The organism is Pelomonas sp. SE-A7 (genome assembly GCF_030345705.1).
GTDB lineage: Bacteria > Pseudomonadota > Gammaproteobacteria > Burkholderiales > Burkholderiaceae_C > JAUASW01.
On the sequence record NZ_JAUASW010000003.1, the window covers coordinates 70,023 to 93,005 of the forward strand.

The 22,983-nt window shown below is 68.4% G+C and carries 20 protein-coding genes and 1 tRNA gene; 14 read left to right on the plus strand and 7 right to left on the minus strand.

Going from position 1 to position 22,983, the window contains the following annotated elements:
* The first annotated feature begins 10 nt into the window (after positions 1-10).
* Genes QT382_RS18300 through QT382_RS18320 form a run of 5 tightly spaced genes read left to right on the plus strand, consistent with a single transcriptional unit; the run spans position 11 to position 6,560 of the window.
* The gene (locus QT382_RS18300; RefSeq protein WP_289255558.1) at positions 11-1,234 is read left to right on the plus strand and encodes an ABC transporter permease; all 1,224 of its coding nucleotides are present in this window, start codon (positions 11-13) and stop codon (positions 1,232-1,234) included.
* A 13-nt stretch (positions 1,235-1,247) separates the two neighbouring features.
* A complete protein-coding gene (locus QT382_RS18305) occupies positions 1,248-2,552 on the plus strand; it encodes an ABC transporter permease (protein WP_289255559.1) in 1,305 nt (434 codons plus the stop codon).
* 13 nt (positions 2,553-2,565) lie between these two features.
* Positions 2,566-3,792: an ABC transporter permease gene (locus QT382_RS18310; RefSeq protein WP_289255560.1), complete on the plus strand. Its 1,227-nt coding sequence runs from the start codon at positions 2,566-2,568 to the stop codon at positions 3,790-3,792.
* 28 nt (positions 3,793-3,820) lie between these two features.
* Positions 3,821-5,161: a sigma-54-dependent transcriptional regulator gene (locus tag QT382_RS18315; protein ID WP_289255561.1), complete on the plus strand. Its 1,341-nt coding sequence runs from the start codon at positions 3,821-3,823 to the stop codon at positions 5,159-5,161.
* Position 5,162: 1 nt separating this feature from the next.
* Complete coding sequence (locus QT382_RS18320) at positions 5,163-6,560, plus strand: sensor histidine kinase (protein ID WP_289255562.1); 1,398 nt, start codon at positions 5,163-5,165, stop codon at positions 6,558-6,560.
* A gap of 43 nt (positions 6,561-6,603) precedes the next feature.
* Here the strand turns inward: QT382_RS18320 and QT382_RS18325 are convergent.
* The 5 genes from QT382_RS18325 to QT382_RS18345 all read right to left on the minus strand — a co-directional run bounded on the left by QT382_RS18325 (position 6,604) and on the right by QT382_RS18345 (position 11,878).
* Positions 6,604-6,688 (minus strand) — tRNA-Leu (locus tag QT382_RS18325).
* Positions 6,689-6,751: 63 nt separating this feature from the next.
* Positions 6,752-8,164, minus strand: coding sequence for an FAD-binding oxidoreductase (locus tag QT382_RS18330; protein WP_289255563.1), 1,413 nt, complete (start codon positions 8,162-8,164; stop codon positions 6,752-6,754).
* The gene (locus QT382_RS18335) at positions 8,158-9,165 is read right to left on the minus strand and encodes a DUF1338 domain-containing protein (protein ID WP_289255564.1); all 1,008 of its coding nucleotides are present in this window, start codon (positions 9,163-9,165) and stop codon (positions 8,158-8,160) included. Before QT382_RS18335 ends, QT382_RS18330 begins: the two co-directional genes overlap by 7 nt.
* Positions 9,166-9,178: 13 nt before the next feature.
* Positions 9,179-10,690, minus strand: coding sequence for an L-piperidine-6-carboxylate dehydrogenase (gene amaB / locus QT382_RS18340; protein ID WP_289255565.1), 1,512 nt, complete (start codon positions 10,688-10,690; stop codon positions 9,179-9,181).
* A gap of 96 nt (positions 10,691-10,786) precedes the next feature.
* Positions 10,787-11,878, minus strand: a complete 1,092-nt coding sequence (locus QT382_RS18345; RefSeq protein ID WP_289255566.1) for a saccharopine dehydrogenase family protein — start codon at positions 11,876-11,878, stop codon at positions 10,787-10,789.
* Positions 11,879-12,032: 154 nt separating this feature from the next.
* Here QT382_RS18345 and QT382_RS18350 point away from each other — a divergent pair, with 154 nt between their 5' ends.
* The 4 genes from QT382_RS18350 to QT382_RS18365 all read left to right on the plus strand — a co-directional run bounded on the left by QT382_RS18350 (position 12,033) and on the right by QT382_RS18365 (position 15,891).
* Positions 12,033-12,467, plus strand: coding sequence for an Lrp/AsnC family transcriptional regulator (locus tag QT382_RS18350; RefSeq protein ID WP_289255567.1), 435 nt, complete (start codon positions 12,033-12,035; stop codon positions 12,465-12,467).
* A 91-nt stretch (positions 12,468-12,558) separates the two neighbouring features.
* The gene (locus QT382_RS18355) at positions 12,559-13,890 is read left to right on the plus strand and encodes a S1C family serine protease (RefSeq protein WP_289255568.1); all 1,332 of its coding nucleotides are present in this window, start codon (positions 12,559-12,561) and stop codon (positions 13,888-13,890) included.
* A 594-nt stretch (positions 13,891-14,484) separates the two neighbouring features.
* On the plus strand, positions 14,485-15,060 hold the full coding sequence (locus QT382_RS18360; RefSeq protein ID WP_289255569.1) for an NnrU family protein: 576 nt from the start codon (positions 14,485-14,487) through the stop codon (positions 15,058-15,060).
* A gap of 54 nt (positions 15,061-15,114) precedes the next feature.
* Entirely contained in the window at positions 15,115-15,891 is a 777-nt protein-coding gene (locus QT382_RS18365; RefSeq protein ID WP_289255570.1) for a substrate-binding periplasmic protein, read from the plus strand.
* Here QT382_RS18365 and QT382_RS18370 read toward each other — a convergent pair.
* Positions 15,885-16,883, minus strand: a complete 999-nt coding sequence (locus QT382_RS18370; RefSeq protein WP_289255571.1) for a 2-dehydropantoate 2-reductase — start codon at positions 16,881-16,883, stop codon at positions 15,885-15,887. The genes QT382_RS18365 and QT382_RS18370 overlap by 7 nt on opposite strands.
* A gap of 93 nt (positions 16,884-16,976) precedes the next feature.
* Here QT382_RS18370 and QT382_RS18375 point away from each other — a divergent pair, with 93 nt between their 5' ends.
* Together QT382_RS18375 and QT382_RS18380 are read left to right on the plus strand one after the other, a co-directional pair.
* Complete coding sequence (locus QT382_RS18375) at positions 16,977-18,014, plus strand: sensor histidine kinase (RefSeq protein ID WP_289255572.1); 1,038 nt, start codon at positions 16,977-16,979, stop codon at positions 18,012-18,014.
* On the plus strand, positions 18,011-18,733 hold the full coding sequence (locus QT382_RS18380) for a LytR/AlgR family response regulator transcription factor (RefSeq protein ID WP_289255573.1): 723 nt from the start codon (positions 18,011-18,013) through the stop codon (positions 18,731-18,733). The genes QT382_RS18375 and QT382_RS18380 overlap by 4 nt, the downstream gene beginning before the upstream one ends.
* On the opposite strand, the gene QT382_RS18385 is transcribed toward QT382_RS18380, so the two are convergent.
* Positions 18,718-20,673 (minus strand): SPFH domain-containing protein, encoded by a 1,956-nt coding sequence (locus QT382_RS18385; RefSeq protein WP_289255574.1) that lies wholly within the window; start codon positions 20,671-20,673, stop codon positions 18,718-18,720. The two genes, QT382_RS18380 and QT382_RS18385, sit on opposite strands and share 16 nt — an antisense overlap.
* A 171-nt stretch (positions 20,674-20,844) precedes the next feature.
* Here QT382_RS18385 and QT382_RS18390 point away from each other — a divergent pair, with 171 nt between their 5' ends.
* The 3 genes from QT382_RS18390 (at position 20,845) to QT382_RS18400 (ending at position 22,939) form a co-directional block, all read left to right on the plus strand.
* Positions 20,845-22,071 (plus strand): acyltransferase family protein, encoded by a 1,227-nt coding sequence (locus QT382_RS18390; protein WP_289255575.1) that lies wholly within the window; start codon positions 20,845-20,847, stop codon positions 22,069-22,071.
* A complete protein-coding gene (locus tag QT382_RS18395; RefSeq protein WP_289255576.1) occupies positions 22,037-22,474 on the plus strand; it encodes a VOC family protein in 438 nt (145 codons plus the stop codon). The genes QT382_RS18390 and QT382_RS18395 overlap by 35 nt, the downstream gene beginning before the upstream one ends.
* A gap of 132 nt (positions 22,475-22,606) precedes the next feature.
* The gene (locus QT382_RS18400; protein WP_289255577.1) at positions 22,607-22,939 is read left to right on the plus strand and encodes a PspC domain-containing protein; all 333 of its coding nucleotides are present in this window, start codon (positions 22,607-22,609) and stop codon (positions 22,937-22,939) included.
* Positions 22,940-22,983 lie beyond the last annotated feature (44 nt).

Below are 22,983 nucleotides of genomic sequence, written 5' to 3' on the forward strand. Positions count from 1 at the left end.
GAGCGGCAGCATGGACCTGATGCCCATTCTCTCGACGCTGCGGCGGCACAAGACGGCCGCGCTGCTGATCGTGTTCGAGATCGCCCTGACCTGCACCATCGTCTGCAATGCCCTGCACCTGATTTCGCGGCGCATCACGACGCTGAACACCGACATCGGCATCCCCGAGTCCGAGCTGCTGGTGGTGGACCTGCGCGGCGCCAACAAGGTGGAGAACGCCGACGCCGCCACCCAGCGCGACCTGGCCGCCCTGCGCGCCCTGCCCGGCATCAAGGCGGCCCTGGTGATCAACCAGGTGCCCTATCACGACAACAACAACTACAGCGGCGTCAGCCTCTCCAACGACGAGAAGGCACCGCGCATCGACACCTCGCAGTACGAGGCCACCGAGGGCATGATCAAGGCGCTGGACCTGAAGCTGGTCGAGGGCCGCGACTTCGAGCCGCAGGAGATGCTCAACGACAGCCAGTTCACCGGCGGCGGCGAAGGCCCTGCGATTCCGGCGATCATCATCACGCGGACGCTGGCCGAGCGGCTGTTCCCCGGCCAGTCGGCCGTCGGCAAGCAGGTCTATGTCTATGGCGACAAGCCGCAGACCGTGGTCGGCGTGCTGGAGCGGCTGAGCCCGCCCAGCCCCAGCCGCCATGCCGGCGACGGCAACCTCGCCATGATCCTGCCGCTGCGCCCGGCCTGGAACACCGGCAACTACCTGCTGCGGGTCGAGCCCGGCCAGCGCGACGCCATGCTCAAGAAGATCGTGGCCACGCTGGAGCCGCTGGACAGCAACCGGGTGGTCACCACGCAGCGCCATCTCAGCGATATGCGCAATGACTACTACCGCCAGGACCGCATGATGGCCTGGCTGCTGGGCGGCGTCTGCCTGGCCCTGCTGGTCATCACGGCCCTGGGCATCATCGGCCTGGCCAGCTTCTGGGTGCAGCAGCGCACGCGGATGATAGGCACGCGCCGGGCCCTGGGTGCCACCCGCCATCAGATCCTGCGCTACTTCCAGGCCGAGAACTTCCTGCTCTCCAGCGCCGGCATCGTGCTGGGCATAGGCGGTGCGCTGGGACTGAGCGCCGTGCTGATGCGCAATGCCGAGATCGCCGCCCTGCCCTGGAGCTACCTGCCCGCCGGAGCCCTGATGCTGTACCTGCTGGGCCAGCTGGCCGTGCTGGCCCCGGCCCGCCGTGCCGCGGCCCTGCCACCGGTCGCGGCCCTGCGTGGCCAATGAAAGGACTGTCCCGATGATCCGCTACTACTTCGAGCTGGCGCTGCGCAACTTCCGCCGCAGCCCCGGCCTCACGGCGCTGATGCTGCTGACCATCGCCATAGGCGTGGGCGCCTGCATGACCACGCTGACCATCTTCCACGTGCTGTCGCGCGACCCGATTCCGCACAAGAGCAGCCAGCTCTACAACGTGCAGCTGGATGCCGGCCGCGCCAACGGCGGCTTCACGCCGGGCGGCGAGCCCATGCTGCAGCTGACCCGCTTCGACGCCGAGGCCCTGCTGCGCGAGGCCAGGGCCGACCGCCAGGTGGTGATGACCGGCGGCGGCACCTCGCTGACACCGGGCGACGGCAAGGAGCGGCCCTTCATCGCCCGCGGCCGCTGGGCCAGCTCGGACTTCTTCGCCATGTTCGACGTGCCCTTCCTGTACGGCAACGGCTGGAGCAAGGCCGACGATGCCAACGAGGCCCGTGTCGTCGTCATCAGCAAGGCGCTGAACGAGCGCCTGTTCGGCGGCACAGACAGCCGCGGCAAGATCATCCGGCTGCGCGACAAGGACCTGAGCATCATCGGCGTGCTCAATGACTGGCGGCCGGCGCCGCACTACTTCGACCTGACCCTGGGTGCCTACGGCGACACGGCCGAGGTGTTTGCGCCGTTCAGCACCGCCCTCAGCCTGAAGTTCAGCACTTGGGGCAACTTCAACTGCTGGGGCAATGTGGGCAACGACCCCCGGGGCGTCAACGCGCCCTGCTCCTGGCTGCAGTACTGGGCCCAGCTGGACACGCCGGCCAAGGCCGAGGCCTACAAGGACTATCTGAAGCAGTATTCCGACAAGCAGCGTGCGGCCAACCGCTTCGAGCGTCCGACCAATGTGCGCCTGCGTCCGGTGATGGAATGGATGAGCGTGCAGCAGGTGGTGCCGGCCGACGTGAGCCTGCAGCTGTGGCTGGCCTTCGGCTTCCTGGCCGTCTGTCTGGTCAACACCGTGGGCCTGCTGCTGGCCAAGTGCCTGCGCCGCTCGGGCGAGATCGGAGTGCGCCGCGCGCTGGGGGCGCCGCGCCGCCAGATCTTCCTGCAGTTCCTGGTCGAGGCCGGCAGCCTGGGCCTGGTCGGCGGCCTGCTGGGCCTGGTCTTGACCGGCTTGGGCCTGTGGGCGGTGCGCCAGGGCTCCAGCGACTACGCCAAGCTGGTGACGCTGGACCTGCCCATGCTGGCCACCACCCTGGTGCTGGCGATCGTGGCCAGCCTGCTGGCCGGCCTGCTGCCGGCCTGGCGCGCCACCCTGGTGACGCCGGCCCTGCAACTGAAGACCCAATGACAAGGAGCCGATGATGGACCTGATGCCCATACTCGCGACGCTGAAGCGTCACAAGACGGCCGCCGGCCTGATCGTGCTGCAGGTGGCCCTGACCTGCGCCATCGTCTGCAATGCCCTGTTCCTGATTTCGCAGCGCGTCGAACGCATCTCCGAGCCCAGCGGCATGGCCGACGACGAGCTGGTGCTGGTCAGCACCACCGGCGTTGCGCCGAGCCAGAACCCCGAGGCCCAGACCAAGGTCGACATCGCGGCGCTGCGCGGCGTGCCCGGCGTGTCCGGCGTGGCCGTGATGAACCAGATCCCGTTCGGCAAGCAGTATTCGCAATCGGGGCTGCGACGCACCGAGGACGAGAACACCGAAGGCGTGGGTGTGGCCCGCTACAGCGCCAGCGAAGACACGGTCAAGGTGCTGGGGCTGCGCCTGGTCGAGGGCCGCGACTTCGACGCCGGCGAATACGTGGATGCCGCGACCTTCGGCGAGACCCAGGACGCGCGTCTGCCCGGCATCCTGATCAACCAGGCCCTGGCCAAGCGCATGTTCCCGGGCGAATCGCCACTGGGCAAGAAGCTCTGGGGCGTGGCCGGCGGCAACGGCGGCACGCCGGTGATCGGCGTGGTCGAGAAGTTCGTGTCGCCCCAGCCCGGTCAGGGTGCCAACAGCGACAGCGAATACACGATGCTGATGCCGGTGCGCGAGAGCTTCCGCAGCGGCGGCTATGTGCTGCGCGTGGACCCGGCGCGCCGCGACCAGATCCTCAAGGAAGCCGTGGCGGCGCTGGACCGGGCCGGGCCCGGCCGCATCCTGCGCGAGAACCAGTCGCTGGCCGACATGCGCGCCAAGTACTACGCCGAGGACCGCAACATGGTGGGCCTGCTGGTCGGCGTCTGCGTGGCCCTGCTGCTGGTGACCGCCTTCGGCATCGTGGGCCTGGCCAGCTTCTGGGTGCAGCAGCGCACGCGCATGATAGGCACCCGCCGCGCCCTGGGCGCCACGGCTGGCCAGATCCGCCGCTATTTCCAGACCGAGAACTTCCTGCTGACCTCGGCCGGCCTGATCCTCGGCATGGGCGCGGCCTATGGCATCAGCCTGCTGCTGATGAAGAACTACGAGCTGCCGCGCCTGCCGCTGATGTACCTGCCGGTGGGCTGCCTGGCGCTGTGGCTGCTGGGCCAGCTGGCCGTGCTCTCGCCGGCCCGCCGCGCGGCGGCCCTGCCGCCGGTGGCGGCGCTGCGAAGCTGATGTTGAACGGCGCTATGCTGCCGGGCCCATGCGTTCGGTCCTGATCATTGACGACAACCCCGGCGTCGGCGAGGCGCTGACCCTGCTGCTCTCGCTGCACGACATCGAGGCCCGCTGGGCCGCCACGCCGGAGCAGGGCCTGGCCCTGCTCGGCCAGCTGGCGCCGGACCTGGTGATCCAGGACATGAACTTCAGCGCCGACACCACCTCGGGCGAGGAAGGCCAGCAGCTGTTCCGCCAGATCCGCAGCCGCCACAGCGACCTGCCGGTCATCCTGTTGACCGCCTGGACCCAGCTGGAGCAGGCCGTGGCCCTGGTCAAGGCCGGCGCGGCCGACTACCTGGCCAAGCCCTGGGATGACATGAAGCTGCTGGCCACGGTCGAGAACCTGCTCGAACTGGCCGAGAGCAATGCCGAACTGCAGCGCGGCCGCCAGCGCCGCCGCGCCCGCATCGAGGCGCTGCATGCGCGCTTCAAGCTGGACGGCGTGGTGTTCGCCTCCGACGCGATGCTGACGGCGCTGGAGCTGGCCTGCCAGGTGGCGCGTGCGCCGTTGCCGGTGCTGGTGACCGGCCCCAATGGCAGCGGCAAGGAACGCGTCGCTGCCGTGGTCCATGCCAACTCGGCCGTGGCTCATGGCCCCTTCGTCGCGCTGAATTGCGGCGCCCTGCCCGGTGAGCTGATCGAGGCCGAGCTGTTCGGTGCCGACAGCGGCGCCTTCACCGGCGCCCACAAGGCCCGCGAGGGCCGCTTCGAGGCGGCCGACGGCGGCACGCTGTTCCTGGACGAGATCGGCAACCTGCCGCTGGCCGGCCAGGTCAAGCTCTTGCGCGTGCTGGAGACCGGCCGCTTCGAGCGCCTGGGCTCCACCCGCACCCGCGAGGTCAAGGTGCGCGTGATCAGCGCCACCAATGCCGACCTGAAGAGCATGGTCGCGGCCGGCACGTTCCGCGAAGACCTCTACTACCGGCTCAATGTGATCGAGCTGCGCGTGCCCTCGCTGGCCGAGCGGCGCGAGGACATTGCGCCGCTGGCCGAGCATTTCCTGGCCGGCCAGGCCCAGCTCAGCCCGGCCGCGGCCGAGCTCTTGCAGTTGCACGGCTGGAGCGGCAATGTGCGCGAACTGAAGAACGTGATGGCCCGCGCCGCCCTGCTGTGCCGCGATGGCCTGATACAGCCCGGCGACCTGGGCCTGGAAGCGGCCCTTGCCGCCGCCGCCGTCAATCGCAACCTGGACGAGCCCGGCCGCGAGGCCATCGAGGCCGCGCTGCGCAAGCATGGCGGCGTCGTGGCCCGCGCGGCGCAGTCGCTGGGCCTGTCGCGCCAGGCCCTGTACCGCCGCATGGAGCGCTACGGGTTATCGTCCTGACGTGTTGCCCACGCCTTCCCTGCATGCCCGCCTGGTCGTCCTGCTGCTGTTCAATGCAGCGGCCACGCTGCTGCTGCATGCAGGGCTGTTCCACTGGCCACTGCCGCAGCTGCTGCGATGGCTTGAATGGAGCGTGGTCCTGCCGGCCCCCTGGACCTGGAAGGCCTGGGGCCTGACCCTGCTGCTGATACTTCCGCTGGCCGGCTGGACCGCGGCCTGGCTGCTGTCGCCGCTGCGCCGCCTGCTGCGCACGCTGGAGGGCCTGGCCCTGAGCTATAGAGATGGCGACTACAACACCGGCATCGCGGCCAGCACCGGTGGAGGCAGCGAGATCGAGGCCCTGGCCCGCGCCCATGCAGCGCTGGGTGCCGCCTTGCGTGAACAGCGCAGCGGCCTGGCCCAGCGCGAGCTGCTGCTGGACACCGTGGTTCAGAACACGCCCGTGGCCCTGCTGCTGGTGGCCCTGGAACCGCAGGGCCAGCCCGGCACCGTGGTCTACGCCAACCTGGCGGCCCGCCAGCTGCTGGCCGAGGGTCGCAGCCTGGTACGCCAGGGCCTGGCCGAGCTGCTCGAGCAGGCACCAGCCGCCCTGCGCCAGGCCTTGTTGCAGACCGCCGACGGCCTGGTCAGCATCGATGGCGAAACGCCCGGCAGCGAAGAACGCTTCCACCTCTCGCAGCGGCCGCTGGTGCTGCAAGGCCAGCCGCACCGGCTGATACTGCTGCGGCGCATGACCCGCGAGCTGTCGCGCCAGGAGGTCGAGGCCTGGAAGCGCGTGATCCGCGTGATCAGCCATGAGCTGAACAATTCGCTGGCGCCCATCTCCTCGCTGGCCCACAGCGGCGGCGAGCTGTCACGGCGTGGAGAAATCGGCCGGCTGGAGGGCGTGTTCAAGAGCATTGGCGCGCGCGCCCAGCATCTGCACCAGTTCCTCTCCGGCTATGCCAGCGTGGCCAAGCTGCCGGCACCGCGGCCGGAAGAAGTCGGCTGGGCGGCCTTCATCGACGAGCTGCGTTCGCACTGCCTGCTGCAGCTGGAAGGCGAGCTGCCGGCCGGCAGCGCCTGGTTCGATCCGGCCCAGCTGGAGCAGGCCCTGATCAATCTGCTGAAGAACGCCCATGAGGCCGGCGGGCCGGCCGAATCGGTCACGCTGTCGGTCAGTGCCGTGGGCCTGCGCTGGCAGCTCACCGTCAGCGACCGCGGCCCTGGCATGAGCGAGACCGTGCTGGCCCAGGCCCTGCTGCCCTTCTACTCGACCAAGCGCAGCGGCACCGGCCTGGGCCTGGCCCTGGCCCGCGAGATCGCCGAGGCCCACGGTGGCAGCATCGCCCTGGCCAACCGCGAAGGCGGCGGCCTGCAGGTCAGCCTGTGGCTGCCGCGTGGCGACTACCGGAGCTAGAACGCAAAAAGGCCGATGCTTTCGCATCGACCCTTTCTTGATTTGGTGCCCAGAAGAGGACTCGAACCTCCACGGAGTTACCCGCTAGTACCTGAAACTAGTGCGTCTACCAATTCCGCCATCTGGGCTAGTTTCTCTCCACTTTCCGGGTCACCCCGTGCAGCGAAGAGCCGCGACTATAGCACGGAAAATCAGGCCGGCCCGAAGCGGGTCAGGCCGAGCAAGACCTGCGGATTGAACACGGCCTCGATGCGCCCCGACAACTCCAGCACCGCGGACGCGGTGTGCTCTCGATAACTGGCTTGCAGCGAAGGGCCGACACCATGCTCGGCGCTGAAACTGCCGCCCAGCTCCACGCAGATGGCATAGACACCGGAGCGAAGGCGCGCCATCTGATCGTTACTCAAGGCGACCTCGGACTTGGGCCACACCAGGTTCCAGTGCATGCCGCCGTCACCCAGGTGGCCGAAGTCGGCCACGCGCGCCGCCGGAAATTCCCGGGCCAGCCAGGCCGCGGCCTGTTCGCGGAAGCGCATGAAGTGGCGCCGCGGCAGCGACAGGTCGAAGCCGATCACCTTGCCCTGCTCGCGCAGGCCTTCGCTGATGCCGTGGCGCAGCGACCAGCAGCTCTCATCCGCTCCCAGCACCGCATCGACCACGGCACCGCTTTCGAACTCCGCTTCCAGCCATTGCTGCAGCAGGGCGTTGAGGTCCAGGCTGGCGGCCGGCAGCTCGCTGGACAGTTCGACCAGCAGCGCGTACTCCGGCAGCTGCCCATCGAACAGGCGCCCCTCATCGCCCCGCGCATGCAGGGCTGCCTGCAGGGCCGGACGCGAGAGGCCCTCGAAGGCCGAGACCAGGCCGGCCAGTTCGCCGGCCATCACGCGCCGGTACAGCGGCATCACCGCATCGAGGCTGGCAGGAGCGACCAGGGCTGCGGCCTGCTGGCGCGGCAGCGGATGCAGCTTGAGCGTGGCCTCGGTGATCACGGCCAGCGAGCCCGAGCTGCCGATCAGCAGATGCTGCAGGGCGAGGCCGGCGTTGTCCTTCTGCAGGCCGCGGCCCAGCTTCAGGACCTGGCCGGCTGGTTCCGCCAGCACGGCCTCCAGCGCCAGCGTGTTCGCGCGCACATCGCCATAGCGAAGCATGCGCGTGCCGCCGGTGTTGTGGGCCAACATGCCGCCGATGCTGGGATCGGCGCTGAGATCGATAGGGAACCACAGGCCATGCTCGGCCAGGCGTTCGTTGACCTCGGAGAGCTTGAAGCCGGCCGACACCCGCAGCGTGCGGTCCAGCGGGTCGAAGTCGAAGACCTCGCGCAGCCGCTCGGTAGCGAGCAGCACCTGGCGGCTCGCATCCTGCGGCGTGGCGGCCTGCACCAGGCCGGTATGGGCACCTTGCGGCACCAGGGTCAGGCCATGCAGTGCGCAGAGCTTCACCAGCTCGGCGATCTGCGCCGACGTGGCGGGCCGCACCAGGGCTGCCGCACAGCCCGCCGCATAGCGGGCCGGCTCCAGGTAGCGCGGCTCAATGGCCGGACCCTCGACGACGAAGTCGGCTCCGCAGACGGAGCGGGCTCCGTCCAGGAAGTCCTGCATCAGCATGCCGAGGCGTTGGCCGTCATCTTGAAGATGCCGGTGGCATTGGCGGCGTCGAAGCGCAGGTCCAGCACATCGCCTTCCTGCTCGCGCTGGATGAACTCGTGGAAGCTGCCCGGCACGGTCAGCGTCACGACCTGGCCCTGGTCCAGGAATTGGCGTTCGACCTGGGCGGCCCGGAAGGCGGTCTGGCGGACCCGGCCCGAGGCCGAGACCTCGATCGATTCCTTGATGGGACGGTCCAGCGCCTTCTGCAGTGCCGCCACAGCCTCGATATCGGCCACGCGGTCGGTCGCATGGTTGAAGGCATTGCCCTCGGTGGCGATCCAGGCCATCTCGGCCGATTCGGCCTTCAGCAGCTCGTAATCGGCCAGCGAGAACAGCGGATGCTGGCGCGCGAAGCAGCCGATCACCGCAGGCAGCAGGGCCAGGGCGTCGGCCCAGGGCAGCTCGCCATCGCGGGCCAGCTGTTCCAGGCGAGCCAGGTCGGCCGGCGTCAGCGGATCGCGCGAGGCGCCGAGCACGCGGCTGACCGCGGCCTGGAACTCGCCCGAGAAGCGTTCGGGATGCAGCTCGGAGACGAAGAACTGGGCGATGTCTTCCGGGAAGTCGGCATGGCGCCAGCTGCGGCCGGTCATCTTCAGCTTGGGCAGCGGATAGTTCTCGGCCCGCAGGAAGCCGAGCGGACGCAGCACCCGCGTGATCGCCGCCTCGCCCGGCGGCAGCGCGCCGCTGGGCCAGGCCACGGTGCGCAGCGCGCCGTGGTCGAACACCACGCGCTCGCCGGCGCGCTGGCAGTCGGCCACATAGGCGGCGCCGACCGGCACGCGCTGCAAGACGTCGCGGAACAGGGCCAGGTTCAGCGCCTGCGCCAGCTCGGCACGGTGGATGGTCTCGCCCACCGGCTTGAGCAGCGCGGGCGTCACATGGACCTGGGCAAAGATTTCGCGGGCCGCCTCGTCGCCAAGCGTGGCGACGAGCAGGCGGCCAAGGCCTGTCTCGAGCATTCCTGCTACTTCCTCAAATGTCGAACTTGACGCCCTGGGCGAGCGGCAGCTCGCGCGAGTAGTTGACCGTGTTGGTCGTGCGGCGCATATAGGCCTTCCAGGCATCCGAGCCGGATTCGCGGCCACCGCCGGTTTCCTTCTCGCCACCGAAGGCGCCACCGATCTCGGCGCCGGAGGTGCCGATGTTGACGTTGGCAATGCCGCAGTCCGAACCGCTGGCGCTGACGAAGGCCTCGGCCTCGCGGATGTCGTTGGTGAAGATCGCCGACGACAGGCCCTGGGGCACATCGTTCTGCAGGGCGATGGCTTCGTCCAAGGTCTTGTACTTCAAGGTGTAGAGGATGGGCGCGAAGGTCTCGTGCTTGACGATCTCGGTCTGGGCCGGCATGCGGACCAGGGCCGGCTCGGCATACCAGGCTTCCGGATACTTGTCGGCCAGGGCGCGGGCGCCGCCGGTCACTTGACCGCCCTGCTCGCGCGCAGCGGCCAGGGCCTTCTGCATGCCGTCGAACGAGGCCTTGTCGATCAGCGGGCCGATCAGGTTGCCGGCCTCGACCGGCGAGCCGATCTTCAGCTGGCCACGGGCGCGCTCCAGGCGCTGGACCAGTTCGTCGTGGATGCTTTCATGGGCGATCACGCGACGGGTCGTGGTGCAGCGCTGGCCGGCCGTGCCGTAGGCGCCGAACAGGATGCCGCGTACGGCCAGGTCCAGGTCGGCGCTGGGGGTCACGATGATGGCGTTGTTGCCGCCCAGCTCCAGCAGGCAGCGGCCGAAGCGGGCCGCCACGCGCGGGCCGACGGCGCGGCCCATGCGGGTCGAGCCGGTGGCCGAAACCAGGGCGACCTTGGCGTCGTCCACCATCGCCTCGCCGACGGCGGCACCGCCGTTCAGCGTCTGCGACAGATGGGCCGGCGCTGCATGGCCGGCGGCCTGGTAGCGCGCCAGGGCCTTGTCGAACAGGGCCTGCGTGGCCAGGGCGGTCAGCGGGGTCTTCTCGCTGGGCTTCCAGACGCAGGTGTCGCCGCAGATCAGGGCCAGGGCCGAGTTCCAGGCCCAGACCGCGACCGGGAAGTTGAAGGCCGAGATGATGCCGACCACGCCCAGCGGCAGGTACTGCTCCATCATGCGGTGGCCGGGACGCTCGCTGGCGATGGTCAGGCCATGCAGCTGGCGCGACAGGCCGACAGCGAAGTCGCAGATGTCGATCATCTCCTGCACCTCGCCCTCGCCTTCGCTGGTCACCTTGCCGGCTTCCAGCGAGACCAGGCGGGCCAGGGCCGACTTGTTGGCGCGCAGCTCTTCGCCGAACAGGCGGACCAGCTCGCCGCGCTTGGGCGCCGGCACGACGCGCCACTGCAGGAAGGATTCATGGGCACGGGCCACGGCGGCGCTCATGTCGGCGGCCGAGGCCTCGGCGACGACGCCCAGCACCGCGCCATCGATGGGCGAGCGCACGGTCAGCGAGCCGCCGGTGAAGGCGGTGGTGGGAACGCCCAGGGCGTTCAGCAGTTCGGTGGTGTTCATATTGCAGATTGTCCTTCTCGTCCGAGCCTGCGCTTGCAAGCGCAGGCTTCTTCGCAAGGCGTCGAAGGGTCCGCAGGGACCCTTCTCGGTCCTTGCTCAGCCAATCGACTCGACCTGGCGCGACTGCTGGTAGGCCTTGCCGAACTCATTGGCCAGGAACTCGGGCAGCGAGACTTCCTCTTGCGAGACAAAGCCCGACTGCGGCAGCTTGCCCTGGCGGAACAGGTCGACGGCGGCGCACATGCCGGCGGCGGTGGTGATCTGGATGGCCGACAGCGGACGGGCACCATCGCGCTCGGCGAAGATCTTGCGGGCGAACACTTCCTGCACCAGGCGGCCGTTCTTCATGCCCGAGACGGTCACGAAGACCAGCACCACGTCCTGCATCGTGGCCGGCATGCTCTTGCGCATGATGTCCTTGAGCAGTTCCTGGTCGTTCTTCAGGGCCAGGTCGCCCAGCAGGAATTGCATCAGGTCGCGGTGGCCGGGATAGCGCACCGTCTTGTAGTCCAGGTTTTTGACCTTGCCGGCCAGCGTCTCGCACAGGGTGCCCAGGCCGCCCGAGGTGTTGAAGGCCTCGTACTCGGTGCCGTCCAGCGAGAAATGCTCCAGGCCTTCCAGCGGCAGGGCGTCGATCTTCTCGCCGTCGTGGATGCACTCGCAGGGGTGGCAGTACTCGTTGATCAGGCCGTCGACCGACCAGGTCAGGTTGTACTTCAGCGCATTGGTCGGGAAGGCCGGCAGCGCGCCGACGCGCATCTTCACGTCGTGCAGGCTGTCGAAGCTCTTGGCCAGGTGGGCGGCAACTATGCCGATGAAGCCCGGGGCCAGGCCGCATTGCGGCATGAAGGCGGTCTTGGCACCGGTGGCGATGCGCTGGATTTCCTTGGTGGCGGCCACGTCCTCGGTCAGGTCGAAGTAGTGGCAGCCGGCTTCCAGGGCCATGTGGGCCGCGGGGATGGCCAGCTGGTAGGGCAGCGCGTTGACGATGGCCGAGAAGCCGCGCACTTGGGCGGCAGCACCGGCGCCGATCTCCTGCACGACCTGGGTCTTGATGCCTTCGCCGGCCAGCACGGCCAGGGCGGCGGCATTCTTGTCGAACACGGTCACGTCGTAGTGGCCGGAACCATGCAGCAGGCGGGCAATGGTTTCACCGATGTGGCCGGCGCCGAGCAGGGCGATCTTCATGGGGAGCTCCTAGGGAATTTGTGAGGGTTCTCAGATGGGCCGCAGTCTAGGAAGGGGCGCCGACGAAAGAAAGCAAGCTATCGTCGATAAACTGCGACTCTCGGACGATTCGTCGGCCGCCTTCGACGAATCGAATCAAACAAGGGTTTTCCCCATGATCGACGCCATCGACCGCCAGCTGATCACCCTGCTGCAGGCCAATGCCCGCGAAAGCACGGCCAATCTCGCCCGCAAACTGGGCATAGCGCGTACCACCGTGGTGGCCAGGCTGGCCCGCCTGGAAGCCAGCGGCGCCATCGTGGGTTACACGGCGCGGTTGGGCACCGAGGCCGGCGAGCGGGCGGTGCAGGCCTTTGTGGGCATCACGGTCCAGCCCAAGGCTGGCCGCGAGGTGGTGCTGCGCATCTCCAAGATTCCCGAGCTGCGCCAGCTCGCCTCGGTCAGCGGCGAGTTCGACTACATGGCCCTGCTCACGGCGGAGACCACGGCCCGCCTGGACCAGCTGCTGGACGAGATCGGCGAGATCGAAGGCGTGATCAAGACCACCAGCTCGGTGGTGCTCGCGCTGCGGGTTGACCGCACGGCCTGAACCGCGATCCGCCCGTAAGATCCGCTGCCGCGCGCCCATGCAGTGGGAATCTGCAGCTATTTCATTTCATTGCTCGAGGGAGAAGAAACCGATGTTCAAGAACCAGCTCCGCCTGTTGGCCGGATCACTGGCGCTTTGCGCCCCCCTGGCCTTCGCTTGGGATCTGCTGCCCCCGCCCCAGGTGACCCAGAAGGAAGCCCGCTCCGTCCAGGGCAGCGAGCTCAAGGCCAAGCTGGCGGTCGACAAGATCAAGATCGGTCTGCTGCAAGGCGACGAACTTGGCTCCCTCACCGCCGGCTGGTTCTGCGGCAACCGCCAGCCGCTGACGGTCAACGAGAACTACAGCAAGAGTTTCGGCACCACCATCGCCACGCTGGCCACCCAGGAGCTGAAGCGGCTCGGCTACCCGATGGCCGGCCCCAGCGACGCCAATGCCTTTGAGACCGATGTCGGCGCCGCCCCGGATTACCGCATCGGCGGCGTGCTCAAGCAGGCCAGGTACGAGATCTGCCAGAACCCGGTGAGCGGCGAGACCGAAGGCTGGATCCACCTCAAGATCGACTGGGCCCTGTACTCGGAGCGCGAGCAGAAGGTGGTGTTCCAGCTCAGCACCGAGGGCCTGGCCTTCAGCAAGGAGAAGATCCGCGACCTCAGCAAGCGCGCGGTGCTGTCCACCTTCGCCAACTTCCTGGCCGCGCCCGAGATTCTGAGCACGATGACGACGCCGATTGCGGCTTCAGCGCCGGTAGCGGCGGCTGCTTCTGCTCCCGCCACAACGGTGGCTGCGGCCCCGACGGCCGCCGAGCCGGCCGCCACCGGTACCGACGGTCCGCGGGCCATGACGCTCAAGGGCAGTGCCCTGCCCAGGGGCGGTGCCCTGAAGAACCAGAACATGCTGCGCGCCGCCGTCGTGACGCTGGAAACCTCGGCCGGCTCCGGCAGCGGCTTCTACATCGACCGCGAGGGCTATCTGCTGACCAATGCCCATGTGGTCAAGGGCGCCAAGTTCGCCAAGGTCAAGCTGCCCAACGGCGACAAGCTGGTCGCTCAGATCATCAAGATCAACGAGCGCACCGACGTGGCCTTGCTCAAGACGCCTTCGGTCGACCTGACGCCGCTGGCGCTGCGCAAGGCAACGCTGGACATTGGCGAGGACGTGTTCGCGATAGGCTCGCCGCTGGGCGTGCTGACCAGCTCGATGACCAAGGGCGTGCTCAGCGCCGACCGTGTGCTCGAGGGCCGGCGCGTGCTGCAGAGCGATGCCGCCGTCACCTTCGGCAGCAGCGGCGGTCCGCTGCTGGACAGCGACGGTGCCGTCGTCGGCCTGACCCAGGGCGGCGTGGCCAGTGGCAAGGGCTTCAACTTCTTCATCCCCATCCAGGATGCGCTGCGCGTGCTGGATGTGGCGGTCAAGGCCGAGTAAAGCCCCGAGGGCTGATGGCCTTGGCGCCGAAATGGCGCGTCGCCTCATCCCGAAGGAGAGCCAGGCGCACAAGGGCGGTGCACTCCGGTACCAGAACCTGCTGCGCGCTGCAGTCGGAACGCCGGCAGCCTCGGCCGGCTCCGGCAGCGGCTTCTAACTTCGTCCCGATCCAGGAAGCCCTCCGCGTGCTGGAACTGGCGGTCAGACCGGGATGAAGAACAACGCTTGGTGACAACTGCTGCACGAATCCCCCGACTTGAGGTAGGCCGGGCATGGCTCTTGCTCGTTATGGTCACGACGCCCCCAACCTGTCGCTTCGCGCCAGGCGCCCCCCGAGGGGGTCAAGAAAACTTGGGAGCGGCCCTGCGTTTCCTTGCGACCCCTCACTTCGGAGCGGACACGATGTCGAGCTTGAAACCGATGATGAACACCCCCCGCGCCCACCAGGCGATGACGGCGCTGAAGGCCCTGGTCCTGGTCGCCGCGATCTGGGGCCTGGCCTACCCGGTGCTGCTGTGGGGCATGAAGCAGGTCCTCTAAGGCGCTGACGCCCCGCTATAGTCGGCCGCGCCCATCCCGGGCGGGGAGCCGACCATGACCGAACTCGTTGCAGGGCTGCTGATCTTCCTCGGCCTGCACTCGGTACGCATCTTTGCCGACGACTGGCGCAGCCGCCAGATCGCCCGGCTGGGCGACAAGCCCTGGAAGCTGAGCTACACCCTGCTGTCGCTGCTGGGCTTCGGACTGATCGTCCATGGCTACGGCCAGGCCCGGCTCGATCCCATCGTGCTCTGGGCCACGCCGCCCGGAATGAACCACCTGGCCGCCCTGCTGACCCTGGTCGCCTTCGTCTTGTTCACGGCCGCCTATGTGCCCGGCAACCAGATCAAGGCCAAGCTCGGCCATCCCATGCTGCTGGGCACCAAGGTCTGGGCCCTGGCCCATCTGCTGGCGAACAACCAACTGGCCGACCTGCTGCTGTTCGGTGGCTTCCTCCTCTGGGCCATCCTGTGCTTTCGCAGCTCGCGGCGGCGAGATGCGGCCGCTGGCCTGGCGCGGCCGGCTGGCAGCGCCGCCAGGACGGCCCTGACCGTCGTGTTCGGAGCCGCGGCCTGGGCCGCCTTTGCCTTCTGGGGTCACTCGCTGCTCATTGGCGTGCGTCCGCTCTGAAGGCGACACCCTGCCCGGCAAAAGGCGGCCCGTTCGACGCCGTTCGATGGCAGCATGGGCGCAATGAGCCCGGCCTTGCGCGTCCTCACCGCTGCCCTCTTGCTGGCGAACCTGCCGGCCGTGCAGGCCCGCCCGCTGACCGCCTGCTCCGAACCGGGTGACGGCCCCCCCTGGCTGTACTGGGACAAGGCGAACGGCAAGCTGGCCGGGTTCAGCGCGGACCTGTGGCCTGCGGTCTTTGCCCGGCTGGGGCTGGAGCTCAGGATGGAAGGCAAGCTGCCCTGGAAGCGCTGCCTCCGGGCCGTGGCCCTGGGCGAGGTCGACTTCGCTATCGGCGCCTACCACGATGCCGAACGGGCCAAACTGCTGGCCTTTTCGGCGCCGTACAAGACGCTGACGCCCCAGGTGTTCTACCGTCGCAGCCGGCCGCTGCCGATCCGCGAGAAGGCCGACCTCAAGCGCTATCGCGGCTGCGGCATGAACGGTTCGAGCTACCAGCACTACGGCCTGTCCGAAAAGGACCTGGACCTGGGGTCGCGCAGCTACACCACCCTGGTGTCCAAGACCCTGCTCGGCAACTGCGACTACTTCGTCGAGGAACTCGAGGTCATGCAGCAGATCGATGGCGGTCGCCACCACTACCTCGACGATCCCGAGCTGCTGCATGCTCCGGTGCCCGATGCCCTGGCGCCCGCCCTGCACCTCGTCACTGCGCTCAAGGGCCCTCACGTGGCCCTTCTACCCCGGGTTGATGCCGCCATAGGCGAGATGAAGAAGAGCGGCGACTACGAGCGCCTCTGGCGCGCGAACGCCGGCGGCCTGCCCTACTGATAGAGCCCGCGGCTGCGCGCCATCAACCGCGCCAGGCCCAGCAGGGCATCGGTGTCCGGCGTGGCCATGCCCAGGCGCTGGCCGATCTCGCGCACGGCGCCGACCAGGGCATCCAGTTCCAGCGGCCGGCCGGCCTCGACGTCCTGCAGCATCGAGGTCCGGAAGGCGCCCAGCTTGCGCGTCACCTCATGCCGCTGCTCGGGCGTCTGTTCGATGGCGCAGCCAATGCGCGCGCCTATGGCCGAGGCCTCGCGCATCACGCGGGTGACAAAGCCCAGCACCAGCTCGTCAGCCAGGATGCGGTCGCCGGTGGCGCCGGTCAGGGCCGAGATCGGGTTGAAGGTCATATTGCCCCAGAGCTTGAACCAGATGTCGCGCTGGATTCGCTCCGAGGCACTGGCCTCGAAGCCGGCGCGCCGCAGCAGCTCGACCCAGGCTTGCAGCTCGGGGCTCAGGCCTCCCGCGGGCAGGCCGAGGATCAGGCCGGCGCCCATCTTGTGCTGCACCAGGCCGGGCTCGGTGACGCTGCAGCTGGCGTGGACCACGCAGCCGATCACCCGCTCGGCCGGGATCAGGGCCGCGATGCGGCCACCCGGATCGACCGATTCCAGCTGCCAGCCTTCGCCTTCGCCGCCCATGCCGTGGAAGAACCACCAGGGCACGCCGTTCATGGCCACCAGCACCCGCGTCTTCAGCCCCAGCAACTGGGCCACGGCCGGCGCCACGGCGGCCAGAGCAGGTCCCTTGACCGCCAGCACGACAAGATCCTGCGGCCCCAAGGCAGCGGCGTCGTTGCTGGCCTCCACCGGCACGCTGATGCGCTCGCCCGCCAGGTCCAGCCTCAGCCCCTGCTGCTGCACAGCCTCCAAGGTGGCGCCACGCGCCAGCACGCTCAGCTCGACCTCGCCAGCGCGCGCCAGCAGGGCTCCTATCCAGCCGCCTATGGCGCCCGCGCCGACTATGCAGACCTTGACCAAGCTCGCTTCATTCATGGCCGCAGTCTCCCACAGGCCCCTGGGGCCAGGCGCTGCGCTGCCGGGGCGAGTCGCCGGGTTCGGGCCGGTTCAGGGCCTATGCTGCCGCCCATGCCCGTCAATCGCACAGCGCCGCTTTCGCTCATCGCCTATGCCGTGCTGATGGCCGCCATGGCCCTGCTGCTGAGCCTGGCCGAGCTGCAGCATTACCTGACTCGCGGCGGCCACCATGCCTGGGAGCCCTTCGTCTGGGAATTCAGCTCGGTCGCCCTGACCGCACCGCTGGGCCTCGCGGTCTACCGCTGGCACAAGGCCCTGCTGGGCAAGCCCTGGCTGGTGCAATGCCTGCGTCATGCCCTGGGAGCGCTGGCCTTCATGCTGATCCACGTCGGCGGCATGTTCGCGCTGCGCTTCGCGGCCTACGCATTCACCGACGTTCGCTACGAGCCCGGCAGCGCCTTGTCGGTGCTGGGCTACGAGGCGGGCAAGGACCTGGTCTCCTACGCCGGCATCGTGGCGGTCTGCCATGGCCTGCTGCACTACTTCGAGACCCAGCGCCTGCGCGTCGAGCTGGCCGAGGCCCGGCTGGCGCGACTGGCCGAGCAGATCCAGCCGCACTTCCTGTTCAACACGCTGAACCTGATCTCCTCGGTGATGTACGAGGACGTGGCCAAGGCCGACCGCCTGGTCTGCGAGCTGTCCACTCTGCTGCGCCATGCGCTGGACGCCCAGCAGAAGCCGCTGCACAGCCTGGATGAGGAGCTGGCCCTGGTCCAGCCCTATCTGAGCCTGATGCAGGCCCGCTTCGGCGAGCGCCTCGGCGTGGAGATTGACGCCAGCAGCGAAGCGCTGCGCTGCCAGGTGCCCAGCCTGCTCCTGATCTCGCCGGTGGAGAACGCGGTCAAGCATGACGTGGCCACCACCAGCGGCCCGGTCTTGCTGCGGATACGCGCCGCGGTCGAGGCCGGCGAGCTGCGGCTCAGCGTGGAGAACAGCGGCAAGGCGCCCGAGCGCGACAGCCGCGAAGGCGCGGTCGGCATGCGCAATCTGCGCGAGCGGGTGGCCGCCCAGTACGGCGAGCGAGGCCAGGTCCGGCTCGCCGCCCGTCCCGAGGGCGGCAGCGCCCTCAGCATCGTGATTCCCGCATGAGACTGCTGATCGCCGACGACGAACCGCCCGCGCTGAGCAAGCTGCGCCGCCTGCTGCAGGCCCATCCCGACGTCGAGCTGGTCGGCGAAGCCGCCAACGCCGATGAGGCTCTGGCGCTTCTGCAGGCGGAGAAGGTCGATGCCCTGCTGACCGACATCCAGATGCCCGGCCTCAGCGGCCTGGAGCTGGCGCTGCAGCTGCCGCCCGGCGTGTTGTGCGCCTTCTCGACCGCCTTCGACCAGTACGCGGTCCAGGCCTTCGAGATGAATGCGGTGGACTATCTGCTCAAGCCCTACTCGGCCGAGCGCCTGGCCCAGACGCTGCAGCGATTGCGAGAGCGCCTGGGTTCGCGTGAGCAAGCCAGGGGCGGACTGCTCAGCGCCCTGCAGCAATTGCAGCCGGCCGAGGGCCATTGGCTGGTGCCGCACCTGGGCAAGCTCGTGAAGCTGCCGCTGAACGAGGTGCAATGGGTGGCGGCGGCCGACAACTACATCGAGCTGCATGCGCCGCCGCGCAGCTACCTGGACCGGCGGACGCTGAATGCCTTTCTGGAGCATCCGGCCGCCGGCGGTTTCGTGCGGGTGCACCGCAGCCATGCGGTCAACGCCAGCCACATCCAGTCGGTGACGGCGCTGCCGCATGGCGAGGCGCAACTGACGCTGACCAGCGGCCAGATGCTCCGCGTTTCACGCAGCTACCGCGATCAGCTGCGCGGCTGACTGGCCAGGCCTTCCAGCTCCTTGGCCTTGAGCGCGCCCATCAGGCCCAGCAGCGTGGCCATCGCATTGCCCGAGCCGGCGTCGCCGCCGCCGAGCTGGATCTGCGGCACCAGGGGCACGCGCGCGGTCTCGAAAGCCTCGGCCAGGCGCAGCATCACGGTCTGGGTCAGCTGCTTGTCGGCACCCTCGCCTTCCAGCGCCTCGGACTTGGCACGGATGGCCGCGCCCTCGGCCTCGCCGACGCTGCGGATGGCCGCGGCACGGCCCTGGCCCTCGGCCTCCTGGCGATAGCGCTCGGCCTGGGCCAGCGCCTCGATCTCCTGACGGCGCTTTTCGGCCGCCTTGACGTTGGCGGCGCCATGGTTCTCCTTGATCGAGATGTCCACCAGCGAGGCGGTCAGCTCGGCCTGCTTCTCGGCGCGCTTCTCGGCCTCGTTCAGCTCGCGCTGCTTGTTGGCCGCGATCTCCTTCTGGGCAAAGGTCTCGACCTGCTCGCGGGCGATCTGGCGGTCGCGCAGCTGGGCCATGATGGACTCGATCTTGTGGTCACCTTGCTGCGGACGAGGCGTGCCGATCAGCACCTCCTGGAATTCCAGCGAATAGGCCAGGAAGCGCTCGCGCATGTCGCTGGAGGCGCCGGCCTGCAGCTCCGAGCGCGACTGGATCAGCTCGATGAAGGTACGGGTCTGCGAAACGTTCTTGAAGTAGCTGGACACCATGGGGTCCAGCGTCTGCTCGACCAGCTGCTTCACATTGCCGAAGCGCTGCACCACCAGCGGCGCCTTGCGGTAGTCGATGTGAACCACCACCGACAGCGGCAGCAGCGGCTCGAAGGCGTCCTTGGTGATCAGGGTGATCTCGCGCAGGTTGGAGTCGAAGCTGGAGCCGCTCTCGCCGCTCTTCCACATCAGCACGAAGTTGGTCGTGGGCACCAGCTCGATCTTGCCGGCATAGGTGTTGAACGCGTACTTGCCCGGCATCAGCGGATCGCGCCAGACACCGCGGCAGCCGTTGCGCACCAGCTCGCCATGGCTGTACTCATTGCCCGACACGTCTTCGCCGCGTGCGCCGGTGTACGAAACCACGACGCCGACGAAGCCCACCGGTATCACCGTCTTGCCTATGAACTCGACCGTGGCGAACAGGCGGTTGATGTAGTACGTGCCTTCGACCAGCACCCGCTCCTGGCGGCCGCGGCGACCTCCGGCCGACAGAAAGCGCTCCGGCTCCTGGAAGCTGTTGTGCGCATCGCCGACGTCGGGCGCCAGCAGCTCGTCGCGGGCCAGGGCCGGGCCGTCCTGAACGGTCACGATGGCCAGCTGGTCGGACTCATGGCTGCCGGTCCGCTCCTTGATCACCACCGGCGTGAAGGCCTGGCGCTCTTCCAGCAGGGCGCGCATGCGCTCGTAGTAGCCCCGCTCGTCGGCGTCCATGTTGAGACCGTAGGTGGCCTCCTCGGTCATCACGACGAACAGGGCCGGGTTGATCACATGCGTGCCCTCGCGCAGCACCTGGCGCTGCGGGCCCTTCTGGCCGCCTCTTTGCAGGAAGGCGCGCACGTCGAGGAAGTCACTGACCGCGGCATTGCTGGCCAGGGTCTGGCCGACCGGCAGGTCCTGGCCGTCGCGGGCGAACACGTAGCCGATCTTGCCCTGGGTCACGGTGACCATGGAGCGGATGTGGACGCGGTACTGGAACGGAGCGAAGAAGTGGAAGCCGCCGCGGCGCAGCTCAGGCTGGAAGCCGGCCTCACCGTTCAAGGCCAGCAGGCCCGATTGCACCGAGCCGCCCAGGCTCCAGAGTTTTTCAACCACGCCGAGGCGGTCGTTGGGGATGTAGCGCACGACTCCGGCGACGAACAAGAGCAGCAGCGTGCCCAAGAGACCGGCGCCCCCCAGCGCGAATCCAAGCAGCCAGCCGGATGTTTCGAATGCAGACATATCAGGGTCCTCCTGTTGTTGATGAGTGAGGCCTGCTTTGTCGCCGCAATCGCATCAGGAAAACATCAGGAAGCGGCGGGCGGGACGGCCCGCCGTGCGACTGGCCCCAGCCGCCGTGCGACTGGCCCCTGGCGGCTCGCCACCCGCGCTGATGGCTGAGATGCTGGCGCCATGAAAGACACCCAACGCCAATACTTCCTCGACTGGCTGCGCATCCTGGCCTTCGGCCTGCTGGTGCCCTACCACGTCGGCATGTACTACGTCAGCTGGGACTGGCACGTGAAGAGTGCGTCCGCCAGCGATGCCATCGAGCCGCTGATGCTGCTGTCCTCGCCCTGGCGGTTGGGCCTGCTGTTCCTGGTGGCCGGCGCCGCGGCCCACCACCTGCTGACGCGCAAGCCAGAGGGCTTCGTCGCTTCGCGCAGCAAGCGCCTGCTGTGGCCACTGATCTTCGGCATGTTCGTCATCGTGCCGCCCCAGGCCTTCTACGAAGTGCAGACCAAGCTGGCCTATGGCGGCAGCTACCTGGACTTCATGCAGCTCTATGTGAAGGCCTTCCACGGCTTCTGCGGCAAGGAAGGCAAGTGCCTGGACCTGCCGACCTGGAACCACCTCTGGTTCGTCGCCTACCTGTGGGTCTACAGCCTGGTCGGCTGGGCGCTGTGGAAGCTGCTGCCCCAGCTTGCGACCGAGTTGGAAGCCTGGCTTGAGAAGCCGCGCGGCGCCCTTTTCACGCTAGGCCTGCTGGCGCTGCCGCTGATGGCCGCCCGCCAGCTGGCCTCCATCTTCCCGTCCACCCACAACCTGAGCTGGGATTGGTACAACCACCTGCAATACGGCGGCCTGTTCCTGCTGGGGCTCTACGGTGCGCACAGCCGGCTGTGGGAGCTGATGCAGCAATGGCGCCGCTGGGCCTTGGGCTTGGCTCTGCTGGGCTGGGCGCTGCTGATGGTCTACTTCTTTGCCTATGCCAAGGACACGCCGCCCGACACTCTGCGCACCGTGATGCGCTGCCTTTGGGGCGGCCTGCAGTGGTGGGCCACCTGCGCGGCCTGCGGTTTTGCCAAGCAGTGGCTGGACCGGGACCATCCGGCACGCCGCTGGCTGACCCCGGCCATCTTCTGCGTCTACATCCTGCACCAGAGCGTCATCGTGCTGCTGACCCGCGCGCTGCTGCCGCTGTCGCTGCCGCCGCTGGTCGAAGGCCTGCTGCTGATCGCACTCACCTTTGCAATCTGCCTGATCGGCTACCTGGTGGCCCGCCGTGTCCCGGTTCTGCGGGGCGCGTTGGGGATTTCGGACAGCGGGCGGCCGGCGCCTGGCAGAGCGGCCACAATGCGGCCTCTGCTCCACAAGGCTCTGCATGAAGTACCTGCACACCATGGTCCGGGTCAATGACCTCGAGGCCTCGCTGAAGTTCTACCGCGATGCCCTCGGTCTGGAGGAAGTGCGCCGCAGCGAACATTCGCAGGGGCGCTTCACCCTGGTCTACCTCGCCGCGCCGAACGACCACGAGGCCCAGATCGAGCTGACCTACAACTGGCCGGACGAGAAGACCGGCCAGGCCGAGAGCTACGGCGGCGGCCGCAACTTCGGCCATGTGGCCTTCGCGGTGGAGAACATCTACGCCACCTGCGAGCGGCTGCAAAGGCACGGCGTGACCATCCTGCGCCCGCCGCGCGACGGCCGCATGGCCTTCGTGCGCTCGCCCGACCAGATCTCGATCGAGCTGTTGCAGAGCGGCACCGCGCTGCCACCGGCCGAGCCCTGGATTTCCATGCAGAACACGGGCAGCTGGTAAGCAGGCTCACACGGCTGATCCTGCATTCGCGCGGCCTGGATCCCACGCTGCTGCAGTCCATCGCGAGTCGCTCGCATCCCTCGTAGGCATCGGTAGTCTTGCCTCATCGCAACACGCCATGAGGAGAACGAAATGTCCTTCAGCAACGACCTCGAGAAGCTCGCCGAACTGCATCAGCGCGGCGTGCTCAGCGACGAAGAATTCGCCCGCGCCAAGGCCCGCATCCTGAACGGCGATCCGGCCCCGCAACCGCAGGCCCCGGCCGCCGCCCCCGGTGCCGCGGCGATCAACAGCCTGCGGCGCAGCCGCAACGACCGCTGGATAGGCGGCGTCTGCGGCGGCATCGCCAACATCACCGGCCTCGCCTCCTGGGTCTGGCGCCTGGCCTTCGTGCTGGGCACGGTGTGCGCGGGTGGCAGCGTGGTCATCTACCTGCTGTTGTGGATCCTGCTGCCCGAGGAATGAGCCTCTGCCGATCTACCCGACAATCGGGAGCGCATGTCCGCGCT